This window comes from Prolixibacter sp. NT017 (genome assembly GCF_009617875.1).
GTDB lineage: Bacteria > Bacteroidota > Bacteroidia > Bacteroidales > Prolixibacteraceae > Prolixibacter.
Window position 1 is genome coordinate 1,156,864 of sequence record NZ_BLAV01000001.1, and the last position, 18,346, is coordinate 1,175,209.

Consider the following 18,346-nt stretch of genomic DNA (forward strand, 5'->3'; position numbering starts at 1 on the left):
ATCTTAAAATCCTAACGCTAAAGAAACAACGATCATGGCATCACTTCACCATATTCGTACCGTAGCCACATACGAATCCAAAACGCTGTTCCGCAGTTGGTTTTTCCGGATTTTTGCCATCCTGGCGCTGGTATTTGTCTTCTTTTTCAACCTCTTTTATCAAACTAAAGTCGGATTTCCGTTCGACGATATGGTTGCGCTGCCTGCTAAGGTTCCGTTCATGAACCTGTACATTATTAATATGGCGCAGGCCATTATCGCCATTTTTCTGGCATCCGACTTCCTGAAAAGGGATAAAAAGCTCGACACCACGGAGGTTATCTACATGCGTTCCATGTCGAATGCCGATTACGTTATCGGGAAAACACTGGGGAACCTGTATGTTTTCTTGTTGCTAAATGTAGTCGCGCTGGTGATGGTGGCCGTTTTCAACCTGATTTCGCCCTATAGTGCGTTTCGGTTGATGCCCTATTTTTACTATTTCTTCCTGGTAAGTGTGCCTACATTGCTGTTCATTTTGGGGCTGGCCTTTTTACTGATGTCGGTTATCCGGAACCAAGCGTTGACCTTTATCCTGCTGTTGGGCTATATCGCTGCAACGCTTTTCTATCTGCAAGGAAAATTCCATTTCCTGTTCGATTATATGGCTTACCGGTTGCCACTAACCTGGTCCGACTTCGTGGGCTTTGGTAACCTGAACAGCTTGCTGATGCAACGCGGAATCTATTTCTTCCTCGGTGTTGGCTTCATTTGTCTGACCATTCTGTTGCTGAAGCGGTTGAATCAATCGAAAACCGTAAACGGAGTTGTGACCGTTGTCGGAGCCGGCTCGCTGATTTTTGCGCTGGTACTAGGATTTTTTTATGTGAACCGGGTGAGTCAGTTCGACAATCACCGGAAGGAAATGATTGCATTGAATGACCAGTACGCTAACGCTCCGGTGATGCAAATGACCCGTTGTGATTTGGACGTGAAGCATAACGGAAATTCGATTGCCGCTACTGCTGATATGCAACTGAAAAATACGACCAGTGAACCGGTGAAAGAAATCATTCTGACGTTGAATCCCGGCTTGAAGGTGACAAATGTGGAAGGTGCCGGATACGAACGTGATCAGCAGTTGCTGAAAATTAAACCGCAAAATGCTGTCGCACCGGGTGATTCATTGCAGGTAAAAGTGCAATATGCCGGCACCATTGACGAGTCGCTGTGTTACCTGGATTACGACCGGGAAAGACTCGATAAGATTACCCTGGATGACAATGCGACCATCGATAAGCGGCACGCATTTGTACGAAGCAATTATGTGCTGTTGACTCCTGAAACCCGCTGGTACCCGATGCCCGGAATTCCTTACTCCTCAAAAGGATTGGGCTGGTTGCACAAGGAATTCACTCGTTTCTCACTTACCGTAGAACCGGCGAACGATAGTTTGAAAGTGTTGTCGCAGGGCGAAAAAACAATTGGGGCTGACGGTAAAATCACTTTCCGTGATAAAGAGCCTTTGCAACAAATTTCGCTGGTGATGGGAAATTACCAAACCCGTTCCATCACGGTCGACAGCGTTCAGTACAGCCTAACTTACCTGAAAGGACATAACCGATTCGACGAGTTCTTCACGGAAGTGAAGGATTCACTGGCACCGGTTATTCGTGATTTGAAAAATACGTTCGAGGCGAAATTGCAACTCCGGTATCCGTTTCATCGACTCGAGCTGGTGGAAGTACCGGTACAATTTTACTCTTATTCGCATTTGTGGACGGTTGCCCGTGAGCAGGTACAACCCGAAATGGTCTTCCTGCCGGAGGGTGGTTACATGGTTTCCGGAGCGAACTTCGCTTTGTCGAAACGCTGGGCGGAGCGACGGAGCCGGCATACCAATGAAAGTGTTACAGAACGGGAGTCGGAGGAAAATCTGTTCCGTGATTTTGTGAACCGGGCTCTCCTGGCAAAGGATGAAGGCCGCGGATTCCGTATGCGGTTCGGAGGACCCGGACGGAACTTTGATGACAATCCGAATCCATATTTTCTATTTCCCGATTATTACACCTATGCGAATGAGATCAATTCGCCGAAGTATCCTATCATGAATCGCGTGCTCGAATCGTATCTGGTTGAACGAACGGCAGATGATCAGCCTGGATTCATGCGTAATTTCATGGGAATGTCGAGCGATGAGCGTGGGAACATGGAGCTTCAGGATAAATCGTTTGCGCGGGTATTGCAGGACCAAGAGGACCCGGATATAGTGGATAACATCATCCAAACGAAAGGTGAATTCCTGTTTGCGCTGATGAAGGCGGCTGCCGGGGAAGATAAGTTCGACAATGTGCTGAACTCCTTCCTGGAGAAAAGCCGTTTCCGGGAAACCGGTATCAATGATCTGAAAACCGATCTGGCTTCTTCGTTCAATCTGCAACTCGACGATTATCTTTCCTCATGGTACAATTCGAAAGAGCTGCCAGGCTACCTGGTAACCGATGTGGAAGCTGTTAAAGTAAAGGATGGCGACCGCACGCCGACCATGGTGACATTCCACCTGTCGAATACCGGAAAAGAACCCGGTGTGGTGAAATTTACCTTCCGTTTGGGAGGACAGGGCCGGAGAGGAAGACGTTTTGGTGGAGGCGGAGATGAAGAAACGGTGGAGCGGATTGTTGCTATCGCGCCTCATCAAACCAAACGGGTTGGCATCTTGCTCAACGAAGAACCCCGCATGATGATGACCAACACCTTCGCATCAGCTAATATTCCGTCTGTTTTGACGCAGCGTTTTGAGAAAATTGAGCTGGACGAAAAACGGACTCCGTTTAACGGAGAAGAGGTGATCGATTATGAGGACGGAACAGCTCCAAATGAAACGATTGTTGACAATGAAGATCCTGAATTTAAATTGATACAACCCGAGTCGAGTAGTTTCCTGAAAAAGATTTTTGAGGCTCAGCTCGTGGATAACGAGGATCAGAAGTACAAAGGTTTGAACTTCTGGCGTCCGCCGGTGGAATGGACCTTAACGACCAATACCAATTTCTATGGGAAAACGGTTCGGTCGGCGTATTACACCAAAGGAGGAACCGGAGACCGCGAAGCTATCTGGAACGTTCCGGTTAAGGAGTCCGGGTACTACACCGTATATGCCTACGTCCCGAAAATCAATATGCGTTGGCGGGGTGAGGATAAAGGTGAATACACTTACACCATTCATCACGATGATGGAGAAGATCATCCGGCGGTTGATATTAAAAGCACCGGTGGCGGCTGGGTTGAACTGGGAGCTTACTATTTCTCACCTGATACCGCGAAAATTGAATTAACGAATAAAACCGATGCCAGTATCGTTTATGCCGATGCTGTGAAACTGGTCAAAGAAAAATAACCTGTAAATCCATGAATAAACGAAAGTATCTCTTTTTATTGTTGTTGCTGGGAGTGACGTTGCCATTGCATGCGCAAAAAATACTGACCCTCGATGATGCTATGGCTATTGCCGTAAAACATAGTCCTGATTTGATAGCCTCGAGGCTGAACCTGGAACGGACCAGTGAGTCGCTTAATGCGAAGCGGGCATCAATGAAATCCCAGTTTTCACTGAGTTTGAACCCTCTCCAGTACAACCAAAGTCGGGAATTCAACGATTTGATTTCACAGTGGAATACTACCGAGAATTTCCAAACGTATGGAACATTTACGGTTGAGCAACCGATTTTATTCACAGATGGAACTATTTCGCTTAACAACCAGTTTGGCTGGCGAAACAGTTACAGTGAGTACACAGGTGTTCGGGACAAATCATTTTATAACAACTTGTATTTGAGTCTTACACAACCGTTGTTCACCTATAACCGGCAGAAAATGGAACTGAAACAGCTGGAGCTGGACAACGAAGATGCCATGTTGAGCTATGCCATGCAACGGTTGAACCTGGAGAAGAATGTATCCCAGTTCTTCTACAATGTGTACCTGGCGCAAATGAGCCTGAACATTAAAGAAGATGAATACAAAAATACTCAGAAGAGTTACGATATTATCAAAAACAAGGTGGATGCAGGACTGGCCGCTCAGGAGGAGCTGTACCAGGCCGAGGTGAACCTGGAGACAGCACGCTCTGACCGGGATAACCAGCGGGTAACCCTGGAGAATTACAAAGACCAGTTCAAGCAATACATCGGCATGGATATTTATGAAGATATCACCGTGATGACCGATGTGGAAGTGAAACCTGTAACTGTAGATCAGCAAAAAGCGATTCAGCACGGTTTGGCTTCCCGCATGGAGATTCGTCAGCGGGAGATTAGCGTGCAGAACTCGCAATTCGACCTGATTCAGGTGAAGGCAGCCAATGAATTCCGTGGGAGTGTTAATGTTACTTACGGTTTATTGGGTGATAATCAGGAGTTGAAGGATGTGTATAAAAATCCGACGCGCAACCCTCGAGTGAATGTGGCGTTCAATATTCCGTTATGGGATTGGGGGGAAAAGAAAGCGAATATTAAAGCGCAACAAGCTGTAATAAAAACGCAGGAACTGAACCTGAACAACGAGAAAATTCAGATTACACTGGATATTCGCCAGGTGGTGCGGGGACTTCAAAACATGAAGAACCAGATTGGAATTGCTAAAATCACAGAGAAGAATGCTCAGATGACTTACGATATCAACCTGGAGCGTTACCAGAATGGTGACCTGAGTAGTATGGACCTGAACTTGTATCAAACACAGCTTTCGGAGAAGAAAATGGCTTATGCCCAATCGCTCATTAATTACCGGATTGAGCTGCTGAACCTGAAGGTACAGACGCTATACGACTTCGAAACAAAAAAATCGGTTGTACCGGAAGAATTTCTAAAAGAATATCGCGATAGCCAAACGAAATAACCATTCCTGAAAAATCTTGAAACATGAAGATCTCGAATAAATGGCTGCTCGCTGCTCTTTTACCTGTAATGGCAGCATGCGGCAATCAGAATAACCAAACGGATAACGAACTGGCCATTCCGGTTTCAGTTCAAGATGTGAAGAAAAGCTCGATTGTGCAGTATGTCAGCACGACTGGAACGACGAAGGCAGCAAGCGAAGCCACGTTAAACACGGAGATGGCCGGTGACTATTACCTGCAACGCAATCCGAAAACCGGACACCCTTTCCGTTTAGGTGATAAGGTGCAGAAGGGGCAAACAATTGTTAAGCTGGAAGATGAGGAATACAAAAACGGAGTTTCGCTCGAAACCAAGAAGCTGAATTACGAGATTGCCAAGTTGGAGCATGAGAAGCAGCAGTCGCTTTACGAAAAAGGTGGCGTCACCCTTCGTGAAGTAAAAAACTCGGAAGTATCACTGAGCCAGGCAAAGCAGGATTACGAAAACGCGCAGTTGCAGTTGGCGAAGATGGATATCCGGGCTCCGTTTACCGGAATTTTGGTCAACTTACCTGATTACACCAATGGAACACGTGTCGCTTCAGGAACAGCGGTGGCTACCCTGATGGATTACAACACGCTCAATATGGAGGTGAATCTGCCCGAGAAAAACCTCTCTGTCGTGAAGGTCGGACAAGACGTTGATATTACCAATTATACCCTTCCGGAAGATACCCTTTCGGGTAAAATCAGTGAACTGTCGCCGGTTGTGAGCAGCGAAACCCGGACGTTCATTGGGAAAATTCGCATCGATAATCCCGACCTGAAACTGCGTCCCGGAATGTTTGTGAAAGCTGATATACAGGTAGCGCGGAGAGATAGTGCTATTGTCATTCCCAAAGACATTATCGTTTCGGGTAACCGCGGAAAAACCGTTTATATCGTCGTGAAAGGTGCGGCACAGCAGCGGGTTATCGAAACCGGACTGGAAAATGCGAACGAGGTGCAGGTAACTTCCGGCCTGAAAGCAAACGACCGGGTAGTAACCAAAGGTTTTGAGACATTACGTAACCGGTCGAAAGTAAAGGTAGTTAAGTAGTTATTCCGGCAGCTTCCGCTGACCAGGAAAATCATATTTCTATGAGAAAACTAACGAATTTTTCGGTGAATTATCCGGTTACGGTGCTGATGGCGGTACTGGCAATCCTGTTGCTCGGTATCATCTCGTACCAACGACTGGGAATTGACCTGTTTCCCGATTTGAACTCGCCGCGCCTGTACGTGGAGATAAAATCGGGTGAACGTCCGCCTGAAGAGATGGAAACGCTGTTTGTGAAAAACATCGAAGCGCTGGCCATCCGCCAAAGCAAAGTCACACAGGTTTCTTCGATTATCCGCACGGGTTCGGCGCAGGTAACGGTCGAATATGCGTGGGGAAAAGATATGGACGAAGCTTTTCTGGATTTGCAGAAAGCTTTGTCCAACTACTCGCAGAACAGCGAAATTGATGAGCTGAATATTACTCAGCACGATCCGAATACAGCGCCGGTGATGATTGTTGGTCTTTCCAACGAATCGATTACCGATATGAATGACTTGCGGAAAGTGGCTGAAAACTATATCCGGAACGAACTGATTCGGCTGGAAGGTATCGCCGAGGTAGAGTTGGCGGGACAGGAAGAGCGGGAAGTACGCATTGACACGGATCCGTATAAACTGGAAGCTTTCAACCTGACGATGGACGAACTGAGTCAGAAGATCGAGGCTTTCAACCGGAGTATTTCCGGTGGTTCCATTACCGAAACCGGTATGCAGTACATCGTAAAAGGCGTGAGCATGCTGCGCGATATCGACGACTTCAACAACCTGGTTGTCGGTTATAAAGCGCCGGTGGCTGGCAGTGAGACAATGCAGAAAGCGCCTATTTTCTTGCGGGAAGTAGCTCATGTTTCTTATCAGAATAAAGAGCCTGAAAACATTGTCCGTGTTAACGGGAAGCGCTGTATTGGGTTGGCGATTTACAAGGAAACGCGGTTCAATACCGTAAAAGCAGTTCAGGATATTAACGAAGAACTGGCCAAGATTACCAAAGCGCTTCCGGGGTACCACTTCACGGTAGTGAGCAACCAGGGAACGTTTATCAAGAGTGCTATTAATGAGGTGAAGAACACCCTGCTCATCGGTATTGTACTGGCTGTGTTTGTGTTGTTCCTGTTCCTCAGACGATTTGGAACCACGCTTATCGTCAGTTTGGCGATTCCCATATCGATTATTGCCACTTTCAACCTGATGTACTTTAATGGGTTAACCCTGAATATTATGACGTTGGGCGGTTTGGCGTTGGGAGCCGGTATGTTGGTCGATAACGCCATTGTAGTGATGGAGAATATTTTCCGGAATCACGAAAACGGTTTGTCTGTGCGCGAATCGGCTATCGTTGGTACGGCGCAGGTGGGAGGAGCCATCACGGCTTCAACGTTGACGACCATCGTGGTTTTCCTGCCCATCGTTTATCTGCACGGCGCTTCAGGCGAGTTATTCCGCGACCAGGCGTGGACGGTAGCTTTCTCGCTGCTATCCTCACTGGTGGTAGCCATATTTCTGATTCCGATGATGTATCACCGCATCTACCGGAAGAAAGAAGCAACATTGAAGTTTCGTTCCGTTCAGGTAAAAGGATACGGAACTTTCCTGTCGCGGATTTTGGAACGTCGGTGGTGGGTGATTGGCGGAGGAATTGCTCTGCTGGTTATTTCAGCTTTGCTTTATCCTTTTATCGGAAGCGAGTTTATGCCCAAAGCCGATAGTCGCGAATTCACCATCGAGGTAAAAATGCCCGAAGGCACACCGCTCGAGCGAACGTCGGAAGGAGTTGCTTCAATGGAAGCTCTGCTGAAAGAACTGTTGGGCGACAATGTACAGTCTATTTATTCCCGCATCGGTCCGGGTTCTGATTTGTCCGAAACAACGCAAAGTGTTTTTGAAGGAGAAAATACGGCTGAGGTAAAAGTCGTGCTGAAGCCGAACGCGAAATACAATTCACGGAATGTGGTGGAAGCGGTTTCGCAATGGTACAAAGATAATCCGCAGTTTGAAGTCAACTTCGTGCAGGATGAAACAGCGCTGCAAAGCATTTTGGGTACGCAAGATGCGCCGGTAGTGGTGGAAGTGCAGGGAGAAGACTTGAACGTGATTGATACACTCACCCGGCAGGTGATGAAACGGGTACAGGATATTCCCGGATTGTACAATATGCGGACGAACATCGAAGACGGTTATCCGGAAGTCGATGTGGAAGTCGACCGCTTGATGGCCGGAATGCATAACCTCAGTGTGGAGCAGGTGGTCAGCCAGATTACTGCTCAATTGGAAGGACAGGATGCAGGGCAGATGGAGAAGGGAGGCGAAATGCGCGACATCACTATTCATACTCCAAAGATGAGTTTACGTCAGTTTCATAATATTGAGCTCAACAGCAACGGACAAGTTATCCGGTTAGATGAAATCGCCAGGCTGAAGGAATCGGTTTCGCCGAAAGAGATTTATCGTCTTAACCAAAACCGTATTGGGAAGGTGATGGCCGATTTGGATAAAAACGTGCCGCTGGATAAAGTTGTGAGTCAGATGCGCAGCAAATTGGCCGGCATGCAGTTGCCCAACGATTATAAAATCAAAATTGCCGGCGAAGAGCAAAAGCGCGAGGATTCGATGCATAGTCTCGAGTTTGCGCTCCTTTTGTCCATTATTCTGGTGTATATGGTCATGGCTTCTCAGTTTGAGTCGCTGATTCATCCCTTCGTTATTCTGCTGACTATTCCGTTCTCGCTGGTTGGAACTGTGTTGCTGTTCTTCATCATGGGACAGCCATTCAATATTATGGCGCTAATCGGTGTGATTATGCTGGTGGGAATTGCGGTCAATGACTCCATCATTTTCGTCGACCGCATCAACCAACTGTGGCGCGGCGGCATGAGTAAACGGGAGGCTATCGCGGTGGCGGGACAGCAACGTATCCGTCCGATCATCATGACAAGTTTGACGACGATATTAGCGTTGCTTCCGCTGACATTTGGCTTCGGAGAGAGCGCTTCGTTGCGGTCGTCGATGGCATTGGCGGTTATCGGAGGTTTGGTAACCAGCACCATTCTGACATTGGTGGTAATTCCATGTGTGTACGATCTGTTTACCGGAAAAACGATTCGTAGTCTGGATACAGTGACCGACGAAGAGGAGTGACGAATACCGGGATAAGGACGGTCCGAAAGGCACCGAATCAGGCCTTCGGACAAGCTAAACTTGCGAACGAATGAAATTTATTATAAACAGAAAGACCCTTATCAGCATGTTATTCATCGGGCTGAGCTTGCTGGGATATATCTCCTGGCAAAATCTCCCGATGGAGCTGTTTCCTAATGCTGAGCTGCCCGTGCTTTTCGTTCAGGTGAATACTCAGACAGAGGTGGACCCCAAATACATGGAGAACCAGGCCATCATTCCTTTGGAAGGAGCGATTGGAACCATGCAGGGAATCGAGAATTTGCAGTCGACAGCACAATCGCAACGGGGGACCATTGTCGTTGAGTTCAAGAAGAACGTCAATTTCAAATATACCTATCTGAAGCTGCAGGAGAAGATTGATGAAGCAAAACAGTCGCTTCCTGAAGAATTCCGGGTAACCGTGATGAAGGTGGATCTGGACCAGATGAACAACCAGTTCATGGAGCTTCAGGTGCGCGGTTCTGGTGGTGTCGACAGGGTAAGAAATGAAACTGATCAGGAGGTTGTACCTGAGCTGGAGAACATCGACGGAGTTGCGGGTGTAACGGCTTATGGTGGCCGGGAGAAATCGGTTGAAGTGCGACTGAAGAAGGCGATGTGTGAGGCGTATGGCATTACGCCGGCCACTATTCGGAGTAAAATTGCCCAGAGTTATCGTACCCGGGCTTTCGCCGGAAATGTGTATCAATCGAACCGGCAGTACATCGTGCATGTCAATGCCGAGTATACCGATATCAAGTCGCTGGAAAACCTGGTGATTGCCGACGGTCCCATCCTGCTAAAGGATGTGGCGAATGTTTATTTCGGTGTGAAGGAAGAGACCTCTTATTCCCGTGTCAACGGAAAGGATGCGGTGACAGTCCGGTTGGTGAACGATGCCCAGGCGAACCTGATTGATGTCTCGCACAAAACGCTGGATGTGGTTAAGAAGCTGAATGAAAAACTGGCTTCGAAAGATATTGAGATTGTTGTCCAGAACAACACGGCGCAAACCATGGAGGACAACATCAACCAGATTATTGAACTGGCGCTGGTGGGTGGACTTCTGGCCGTGCTTGTACTCTGGATTTTCCTGAAAAACTTCCAGTTGGTTTCGGTCATTGCTCTGGCCATTCCCATTTCGGTGTATTCGGCGTTCAACTTCTTCTACGCGGCCGATATCAGCATCAATAGTCTGACTTTGGTGGGAATGGCGCTGGCCATCGGGATGTTGCTCGACAATAGCGTCGTCGTGCTCGAAAACATATACCGATTACGATCCCAGGGCCTTCCTCCGGCGAAGGCAGTCATTCAGGGTACTACAGAAGTGTGGCGTTCGATTGTAGCGGCTACACTGACCACTATCACGGTATTTTTGCCTTTCCTTTTTTCCGACAACTATCTGATTAGCCTTATCGGGAAAAATGTGGGGGTTTCTATCATTTCCACGCTTACCATCAGTTTGTTTGTGGCGCTGTTGCTGGTGCCCATGATGGCCCACTATTTCCTTTCCAGGAAGAAGAGTACCTCCATCAACTTCAACCAGGTTTCCATGCGGAACCCGTTGATTCAGGGATATGTGATGGTGTTGAAGAATACGCTCCGAAGTCCGGCCCGGACGATTATCGGTGCACTGGTTTTCTTTTTCCTGACCATATTTATTGTATTGGCGGTGAGCGTGAATAACCTCAGCGAAGTTGAGACCAACGATTTTCAGATTTATGTGACCATGCCTTCGGGCTCAACGCTTGAATCGACCGACAAGGTTGTTTCACAAATCGAAAGCCGTCTCGAACCGATTGAGGAAAAGCAGGATGTGGTTAGTAAAATTGAAGAAGATAACGCGGTCGTTACAGTTACGCTGAAAGACGACTACAAGAAGACCAGCAAACGGAGCATTGCCGAAATCAAGAGCGATGTGGAAAATCGCGTTGAAAATATTTCCGGCGCTGAAATAAGTGTCGATGAAGAACCGGCTTCCGCCGGAAACCGCGGTGGCGGAGGTGGCGGTTCCTTTGGTGGAGGCGGAACCAGCTTCATGCGTTTGTTGGGAGTGGGAACCAACTGGGAACGCATTCTTATCAAAGGACAGGATTTCGAAACCATGAAGAATGTGGCTTCCGATTTTCAGTATTATCTCGAAAGTTTGGAGTCAATGCGCCGGGTGCAGGTCAGTTATTCCGACAACCGGCCGGAAGTTCATCTCGAGTTTCATCCGCTGCTGCTGACTGCTTACGACATTCCTTTGTCCAATATCGCTTCCGAATTGAATTCCTTCAATCCGGAAATCAATACCAACGTTCCATTCAAACAGGGAACCGACGAATACGATATCATTATTCGTGATGAAGACGCGAAGGACAAGAAAGAACGCTCGGCCGATGATTTAAGGCATTTGCTCATTACTGATGCGAATGGTGGCACCCACGAATTGCAGTCGGTAGCCGATGTGGTTTTCTCTTCCGGGTACGCACAAATTGACCGGGTGAACCAGGAAAAACAGATTGAAGTGCGCTACCGTTTCATCGACGAGGCGCAGGATTCGAAGACCTTGCTCGATGCTTACCGCGTGGAAGTGGACCAGATCGTAGCCAATTACAACCTGCCTTCGGGTGTTGCTGTCCAGGTTATTCATGAAGAAGATGATTTGCAGGAGTTCTATTTCCTGATTTTGGCGGCCTTTATCCTGATCCTGATGATTCTGGCTTCGGTATTCGAGTCGTTGTCTACACCTTTTGTGCTGATGTTCTCCATCCCGTTGGCGGCCATCGGATCATTCCTTGCACTCATTTTTACCGGAAATAGCCTGTTTAATGCAAATACCTTAACGGGCTTCCTGATATTGCTTGGGGTTGTTGTGAACAACGGAATTATTCTCATTGACTATACCGGTATTCTGCGGAAGCGTGGTTACCGGAAAGAACGCGCCCTGATTACGGCCGGAATGTCGCGTATTCGCCCGATTCTGATTACGGCTATTACCACTATCGTGGCCATGCTGCCACTGGCGATGGGCGATAATGAATATGTCGGAGCAATTGGTGCACCGTTCGCTATTACCGTAATCGGCGGCCTAAGCGTCAGTACATTGTTGACGCTTATTTTCATACCGACCTTCTATTTTGGCCTGGAAAATGCGATTGACTGGGTGCGCAAGCTCGATCTCCGGATTCAAATCCTTCAGATTTTGCTTTACGTAGGTGGCTGTATTCTCATCTTCACGAAAGTGGATACATTCATGTGGCAGATGGTCGATCTGGTTGGATTGACTGTATTGATTCCGGGAACTACCTGGTTCGTGAAAAATAGTCTGCGAAAAGCCACCGAAACGGTTATCGATTCGGATGTGCCGATTCAAATCAGGATACAGAACCTCGTGAAGATTTACGATCGAGGCAACCGGTTTATCCGTGAATGGAAGGGTAACCGGAACATTCGCGAACGCAAAGGCGAACTGAAAACGTACCATTCGTGGCGCGATTTCGACGATTTTGTCTGGGAATTGCCGCTATTGGGCTTCCTGACCTATTTCACGTTCTCTTATCTCGACAGCGGTTGGTGGATGTTCGTCATGGCGCACTTTGTTTTCCTGATGTCGTTATCCATTTGGCGTAGAGTACAACTGCTGCTGGCTTATTCTTCCGCGCAAAGCGGAAAAGACCGGCCTGTGAAAATGGGAATTATCATTCATCGCCTGCTGTATTGGGGACTTCCGGCAGTGGCATTGGTGCTGTTTTATCTGAAATGGGAAAACATCGGTTCGGTGGTGATGATCGCCGTGCTGTGGTATTTCGTTCTGGCGGTGAAAGTAACGGCCGACAAACTGTATCGCGACAAGGTAAACATCGAACGGTTAAAAGGTCGTTTTGCCGGCCTGCGCCGATTGTTCTTCAAACTGGTCGAACAAATCCCGGTTATCGGTCGCAAACGCGATCCATTCAAGGCATTGCGTGGTGTTTCACTCGAAATAGGTACCGGTATGATTGGCTTGCTGGGACCGAACGGCGCCGGTAAATCAACGATGATGCGTGTGATTTGCGGAATTTACGACCAAAGCTACGGTAAGGTTTGGATCAACGGTGTGGATACACAGCTTAAGCGCGAAGAGCTGCAGGGACTGATTGGTTATCTTCCGCAGGAATTTGGTACGTACGAAAATATGTCAGCATGGGAATTCCTCGATTACCAGGCTATGCTGAAAGGCTTGTCCGACAAAGAGGCACGTGAAGCGCGCGTTCAATATGTACTGGAAGCTGTTCATCTTTGGGATAAGAAAGACGACAAAATTGGTTCGTTTTCGGGTGGAATGAAGCAACGGATTGGAATAGCACAAATCCTGTTGCACTTGCCGCGCATTCTGGTTGTCGATGAGCCGACTGCCGGACTCGATCCACGCGAACGTATCCGTTTCCGGAACCTGTTGGTAGAATTGAGTCGTGAGCGCGTGGTCATTTTCTCGACACACGTCATCGAGGATATTTCCAGTTCGTGTAACCAGGTAGCTGTCATCAACCGCGGTGAACTGCGTTATACGGGTCATCCCAACAACATGCTGAAACTGGCCGATGGCTTGGTTTGGCAATTCTTGATTCCGGCAAAAGAGTTTGATGCCATGGAAGGAAAAGACCGGGTAGTACACCATATGCGCGATGGCGACCAGATTAAAGTCCGGTACATCTCTGCAACTCAACCGGCTCCGGATGCCGTAGTGGTGAAACCGGTACTGGAGGAGGCTTATTTGTGCTTATTGAAAGGAATTCAGAAAGAAAACAGTTGATTCAGTTCAACTAAATGAACGCTTGAAGATGAATACAAGATATATCGATAGAATCGTGAAAAACCGCTGGTTGGATTTGATTGTTCGCATGGCGCGGTACAACATGAAAATCATATTTGCCGGACGGTTCCTGTGGTTTTTCCTGGCATCGCTGGTTTTTTACATTCTGCTGGCCATTAATCTGGTCTTTAACGAGCCGGGCTACACCATGTCGTCGGTTTATGGAATTTTGTATTTCCCGGCGGTGCTGCTCATCTTTTATCCTACTGCTTTTGGCATTCAGAACGACGCTGACGCACGTATCCTGGAAATCCTTTTCGGGATACCCGATTACCGGTACAAAGTATGGTTGGTCCGCCTGGTGATGATATTCGTCCTGGTGTGGCTGTTTTTAATGGTATTTTGCGTGCTGGGTTACTATGCGCTGGTGCCGTTTCCCATTTTTTCCATGTCATTTCAGCTGATGTTCCCCGTGGTTTTCCTCGGTTGCATGTCCTTCATGGTTTCAACGGTAGTGAAAAACGGAAACGGAACAGCGGTTATCATGGTCATCGTCGGCATTGCGCTGTTAATACTGAGCGATGTCCTTAGTCGTACCCAGTGGAATGTCTTCCTGAATCCGTTCTCCATTCCGGACAATATGAACGAGTTAATCTGGAGTCAGATTACCCAAAAGAACCGGATCTTCCTGGCCGTTGGCAGCGTGATTTTCCTCCTGGCCGGATTGACCAATCTGCAGCGCCGTGAGAAGTTTCTGAAGTAGGAATAAAATTTTGTCTGCCGGATGTAAATTTATTTTGGCAGTTGCCATTCAGCATTACCTTTGCAGAAACAGATAACCTGACGATGAAAAGCGAAACGCTGAGGAGCCATTTCAAGTTGCATTTTGTGGTCCTGATATACGGATTCACTGCGATTTTGGGGAAATTGATTACGTTGCCAGCCCCGCAATTGGTATGGTTCCGCATGCTCATTGCAGCTGTTTCGTTTTATCTCTATTTCCGTATCCGGAAGAAGAGTTTTCGCGTTTCCCGGAAGGATTTACTGCAGATTCTGGGCGTCGGGCTCATTGTTGGGGCGCATTGGATTACCTTCTTTGGGGCGATTAAAATCTCGAATGTTTCGGTAACATTAGGTTGTCTTGCCTCCACTACATTGTTTACCAGTTTCCTGGAGCCGTTGTTTTATCGCCGTCGGTTGAACCTGCTCGATATATTTATCGGGTTGATGATCATCGCGGGACTCTACATGGTGTTCCGTTTCGAGACACAGTATACGGCTGGAATCTTAGTCGCCCTGACTTCAGCATTCCTGGCCGGGCTTTTCACTGTGCTGAATAAAAAGCTGATTGCCCATAACAGCGCGTCGGTCATTAGTTTTTACGAGATGCTGGGCGGATTTGCCGGTATCTCTGTGTTTCTGGCGGTGAGCGGACAACTAAACTTTTCCTCTCTGCAGATGACCGGCATGGACCTGTTTTATTTACTGTTGCTGGCTGTTGTTTGTACGGCTTTTGCGTTCGCGGTTCAGGTTGACGTGATGCGCGAGTTGTCCGCGTATATTGTTGCCCTGACCATTAACCTCGAACCGATTTACGGCATTCTCCTGGCCTTTTTTATCTTCGGCGAGTCGGAACAGATGACCGGCGGTTTTTATGCCGGTACAGCGGTTATCCTGCTGGCGGTGTTCGGCTATCCTGTCTACCATCATTATAAACGGAAAAGAGCGCTTCAAAAAGCCTGATTCTTCTGTTCTGGTTTTTCCCGCGAAGCGCTGAAACGAATTATTTTAGGGGTACTCTTTCAATTGCTTTATCATCAGATTTATAGTAAATTGTATAAAGCAGTGTTTAGGTGGAAATTTCTTTTTGCTAACCTTTAAAGATTACGTCATGGTGCATGCAGTGAATAAGAGGAAAAGTTCTGTCGGCAGGAGAGAGGAAAAACAGGTAGTACCGAAATTGAAATGGGCAGGAAGCAAGGTGCAGGATGATATCTTTTCGGATGATGTAAGCCTGTTTAAATCGCATTTCGATGTCGATTATGAGAGCTATTTGCAACGGTTGTGGGATGCCAATAACGATATTTACCGGATTTTAGCGGAAGCAGACGATTTGGAACAGGCCCGCGATAGCTTTTATGCCTATTTGGACCGGACCGAGCGGAAGGTTTTCGATTTGGACAATAAGCTGCATATTCTCGAAAAATCGACTGTGCGCGAGTGCATACGGGTATTGCGCAGTATCATTGGGCCAATCAACGAGTTTCGGACCGAGTTCTCGGCGCTGGATAGTTTGTGGAAATTAGCCCGGAATCAACGAACCGAGCTGAAAGAGAAGATATCGGTCGGGTTTATCCTGGAGTTTATCAACCTTTTTCGCGGCGTAACCGGCAAGTCACATATTTACCTGGAAGATAAAGAGGTGGAGAAAGGAATCCCCGACTTCCTCCGAATGGAAGGCCGGGAGGCGGCTCACTTGCGAACGGAGATCCTCGACGAAATGGGTTCCGGCATGCTGAAATATTTCAAGAAATATCCTTCCGGACTGGAAGAGGAAGTGATTGGCTGGCGAACCGAAAATCGCTCGCGCATCCTTCGGCACTTCAAGGGTACTGAAAAAGACTGGGGCAGTTACACATGGCAGATACGAAACGTGATTCGATCATCGAAACCGCTGGCTGATTTGATTGAGCTCTCGGCCGAACAGCAGGAAACGATCGACCGTGCCGTGCAGAATCATATTGCTTTCGGAATCACGCCCTATTATCTTAGCCTGATGGATTCGCAAATCTCGGTTGGATACGATCATGCTATCCGGGCGCAGGTGATTCCGCCCAAAGAGTACGTGGATAAAATGAGCGAGCTCCGGCCGGGACGAAAATTGTCATTCGATTTTATGGGTGAGCACGATTGCTCTCCGGTCGACCTGGTGACCCGCCGTTATCCCATGATTGCCATTATGAAACCGTACAACACCTGTGCGCAGATTTGTGTATACTGCCAGCGAAACTGGGAGATTGAACGGGTGCTCGAACCAAGGGCCATGGCATCGAAAGAGAAGTTACAGAATGCCTTGTCGTGGTTCGACCGGCATAAGAGCATCGGTGATGTGCTGATTACCGGGGGCGACCCGCTCGTGATGCGCGATGCGCAGCTTGAAAATATCCTGGCGACCCTTTCGGAGAAGAAGCATATCTACCGTATCCGGATTGGCTCGCGCACGCCGGTGGTTCTGCCCATGCGTTTTACGGACGAGCTGGTGGCCATGCTGGCCAAATATCACCAGCCGCCCCGGTTGCACCTGTCCATCGTTACGCATTTCGAACATTCGTACGAAATTACGCCTGAATCCATGCATGCTGTCCAGAAACTGCGGAAAGCGGGCATCAGTGTTTATAACCAACAGGTGTTTACGGTCGAGAATTCGCGACGGTTCGAAACTGCCAAACTGCGCAAGGATTTGAAATCAATCGGTGTCGACCCGTATTACACCTTCAACATGAAAGGGAAGGAAGAGACGAAGCAATACATGGTGCCCATTGCCCGCATTCTGCAGGAGCGAAAGGAAGAGGCTCGTCTGCTGCCCGGCCTCGACCGCACCGATGAGCCGGTGTTTAATGTTCCCCGTTTGGGAAAAAACCATCTGCGTGCCGGCCAGGACAGGCGCCTGGTGATGATTTTGCCGGACGGCTCCCGGGTGTATGAGTTCCATCCGTGGGAAAAGAATATCAAGCCCATTCCGCCCTATAACTACGTGGATGTGCCCATTTACGACTACCTGGAAGAGCTGGCTTCGCGCGGCGAGAATATCCACGATTACCGGACGATCTGGTTTTATTATTAAGAATCTCCTACAGGTTGTGTTCGCCTTCTTCAGCGTCCGGAGGAATCTCCTGCAGGGTGTGTTCGCCTTCTTCAGCGTCCGGAGGATTCTCTTGCAGGTTGTGTTCGCCCTCTTCAGTACCCAGAAGAATCTCCTGCAGGTTGTGTTCGCCTTCTTCAGTAACCGGAGGAATCTCCCACAGGTTGTGTTCGCCCTCTTCAGTACCCGGAGGAATCTCCCGCAGGTTGTGTTCGCCTTCTTCAGCGTCCGGAGGAATCTCCTGCAGTTTGTGTTTGCCCTCTTCAGCGTCCGGAGGAATCTCCTGCAGTTTGTGTTTGCCCTCTTCAGCATCCGGAGGAATCTCCCGCAGGTTGTGTTCGCCTTCTTTAGCACCCGGAGGAATCTCCCGCAGGTTGTGTTCGCCTTCTTCAGTACCCGGAAGAATCTCCTGCAGGGTGTATTTGCTTTCTTCAGTAACCGGAGGAACCTCCCGCAGGTTGTGTTCGCATTCTTCAGCACCCGGAGGAATCTCCAACAGGGCGTATTCGCCTTCTTTTGTTGCCCCGGTGGTCGTCACTGTTTGGCAGGAACCATTCCGGGTTACCCGGGAAGTCGCTGCAGTGCAGTTTTGTTG

The 18,346-nt window shown here is 48.3% G+C and carries 9 protein-coding genes; 8 read left to right on the forward strand and 1 reads right to left on the reverse strand.

Annotated features, from left to right (window positions below; genetic code table 11):
• Window positions 1–34: 34 nt before the first annotated feature.
• The 8 genes from GJU87_RS04800 (at window position 35) to GJU87_RS04835 (ending at window position 17,733) form a co-directional block, all read left to right on the forward strand.
• Window positions 35–3,376 carry a hypothetical protein gene (locus tag GJU87_RS04800; protein WP_153638461.1) on the forward strand — a complete coding sequence of 1,114 codons (3,342 nt, stop codon included), beginning with the start codon at window positions 35–37 and terminating at the stop codon, window positions 3,374–3,376.
• A gap of 11 nt (window positions 3,377–3,387) precedes the next feature.
• Window positions 3,388–4,875, forward strand: a complete 1,488-nt coding sequence (locus tag GJU87_RS04805) for a TolC family protein (protein ID WP_153638462.1) — start codon at window positions 3,388–3,390, stop codon at window positions 4,873–4,875.
• Between the two features lie 23 nt (window positions 4,876–4,898).
• Window positions 4,899–5,954, forward strand: a complete 1,056-nt coding sequence (locus tag GJU87_RS04810) for an efflux RND transporter periplasmic adaptor subunit (protein ID WP_153638463.1) — start codon at window positions 4,899–4,901, stop codon at window positions 5,952–5,954.
• 41 nt (window positions 5,955–5,995) lie between these two features.
• Window positions 5,996–9,091 (forward strand): efflux RND transporter permease subunit, encoded by a 3,096-nt coding sequence (locus tag GJU87_RS04815; RefSeq protein WP_153638464.1) that lies wholly within the window; start codon window positions 5,996–5,998, stop codon window positions 9,089–9,091.
• Window positions 9,092–9,161: 70 nt separating this feature from the next.
• Window positions 9,162–13,889, forward strand: coding sequence for an efflux RND transporter permease subunit (locus GJU87_RS04820; RefSeq protein WP_153638465.1), 4,728 nt, complete (start codon window positions 9,162–9,164; stop codon window positions 13,887–13,889).
• A gap of 28 nt (window positions 13,890–13,917) precedes the next feature.
• A complete protein-coding gene (locus GJU87_RS04825) occupies window positions 13,918–14,652 on the forward strand; it encodes a hypothetical protein (protein ID WP_228491864.1) in 735 nt (244 codons plus the stop codon).
• A gap of 83 nt (window positions 14,653–14,735) precedes the next feature.
• Entirely contained in the window at window positions 14,736–15,632 is an 897-nt protein-coding gene (locus tag GJU87_RS04830) for a DMT family transporter (protein ID WP_153638466.1), read from the forward strand.
• Between the two features lie 148 nt (window positions 15,633–15,780).
• A complete protein-coding gene (locus GJU87_RS04835; protein WP_153638467.1) occupies window positions 15,781–17,733 on the forward strand; it encodes a KamA family radical SAM protein in 1,953 nt (650 codons plus the stop codon).
• A gap of 7 nt (window positions 17,734–17,740) precedes the next feature.
• Here GJU87_RS04835 and GJU87_RS04840 read toward each other — a convergent pair whose 3' ends face one another.
• Window positions 17,741–18,289 carry a hypothetical protein gene (locus GJU87_RS04840; RefSeq protein WP_153638468.1) on the reverse strand — a complete coding sequence of 183 codons (549 nt, stop codon included), beginning with the start codon at window positions 18,287–18,289 and terminating at the stop codon, window positions 17,741–17,743.
• Window positions 18,290–18,346: the final 57 nt, after the last annotated feature.

Bases quoted from the DNA above. Each gene is read 5' to 3' on its own strand.
- GJU87_RS04800 (WP_153638461.1), top strand. From the start codon at position 35: ATGGCATCACTTCACCATATTCGTACCGTAGCCACATACGAATCCAAA.
- GJU87_RS04805 (WP_153638462.1), top strand. From the start codon at position 3,388: ATGAATAAACGAAAGTATCTCTTTTTATTGTTGTTGCTGGGAGTGACG.
- GJU87_RS04810 (WP_153638463.1), top strand. From the start codon at position 4,899: ATGAAGATCTCGAATAAATGGCTGCTCGCTGCTCTTTTACCTGTAATG.
- GJU87_RS04815 (WP_153638464.1), top strand. From the start codon at position 5,996: ATGAGAAAACTAACGAATTTTTCGGTGAATTATCCGGTTACGGTGCTG.
- GJU87_RS04820 (WP_153638465.1), top strand. From the start codon at position 9,162: ATGAAATTTATTATAAACAGAAAGACCCTTATCAGCATGTTATTCATC.
- GJU87_RS04825 (WP_228491864.1), top strand. From the start codon at position 13,918: ATGAATACAAGATATATCGATAGAATCGTGAAAAACCGCTGGTTGGAT.
- GJU87_RS04830 (WP_153638466.1), top strand. From the start codon at position 14,736: ATGAAAAGCGAAACGCTGAGGAGCCATTTCAAGTTGCATTTTGTGGTC.
- GJU87_RS04835 (WP_153638467.1), top strand. From the start codon at position 15,781: ATGGTGCATGCAGTGAATAAGAGGAAAAGTTCTGTCGGCAGGAGAGAG.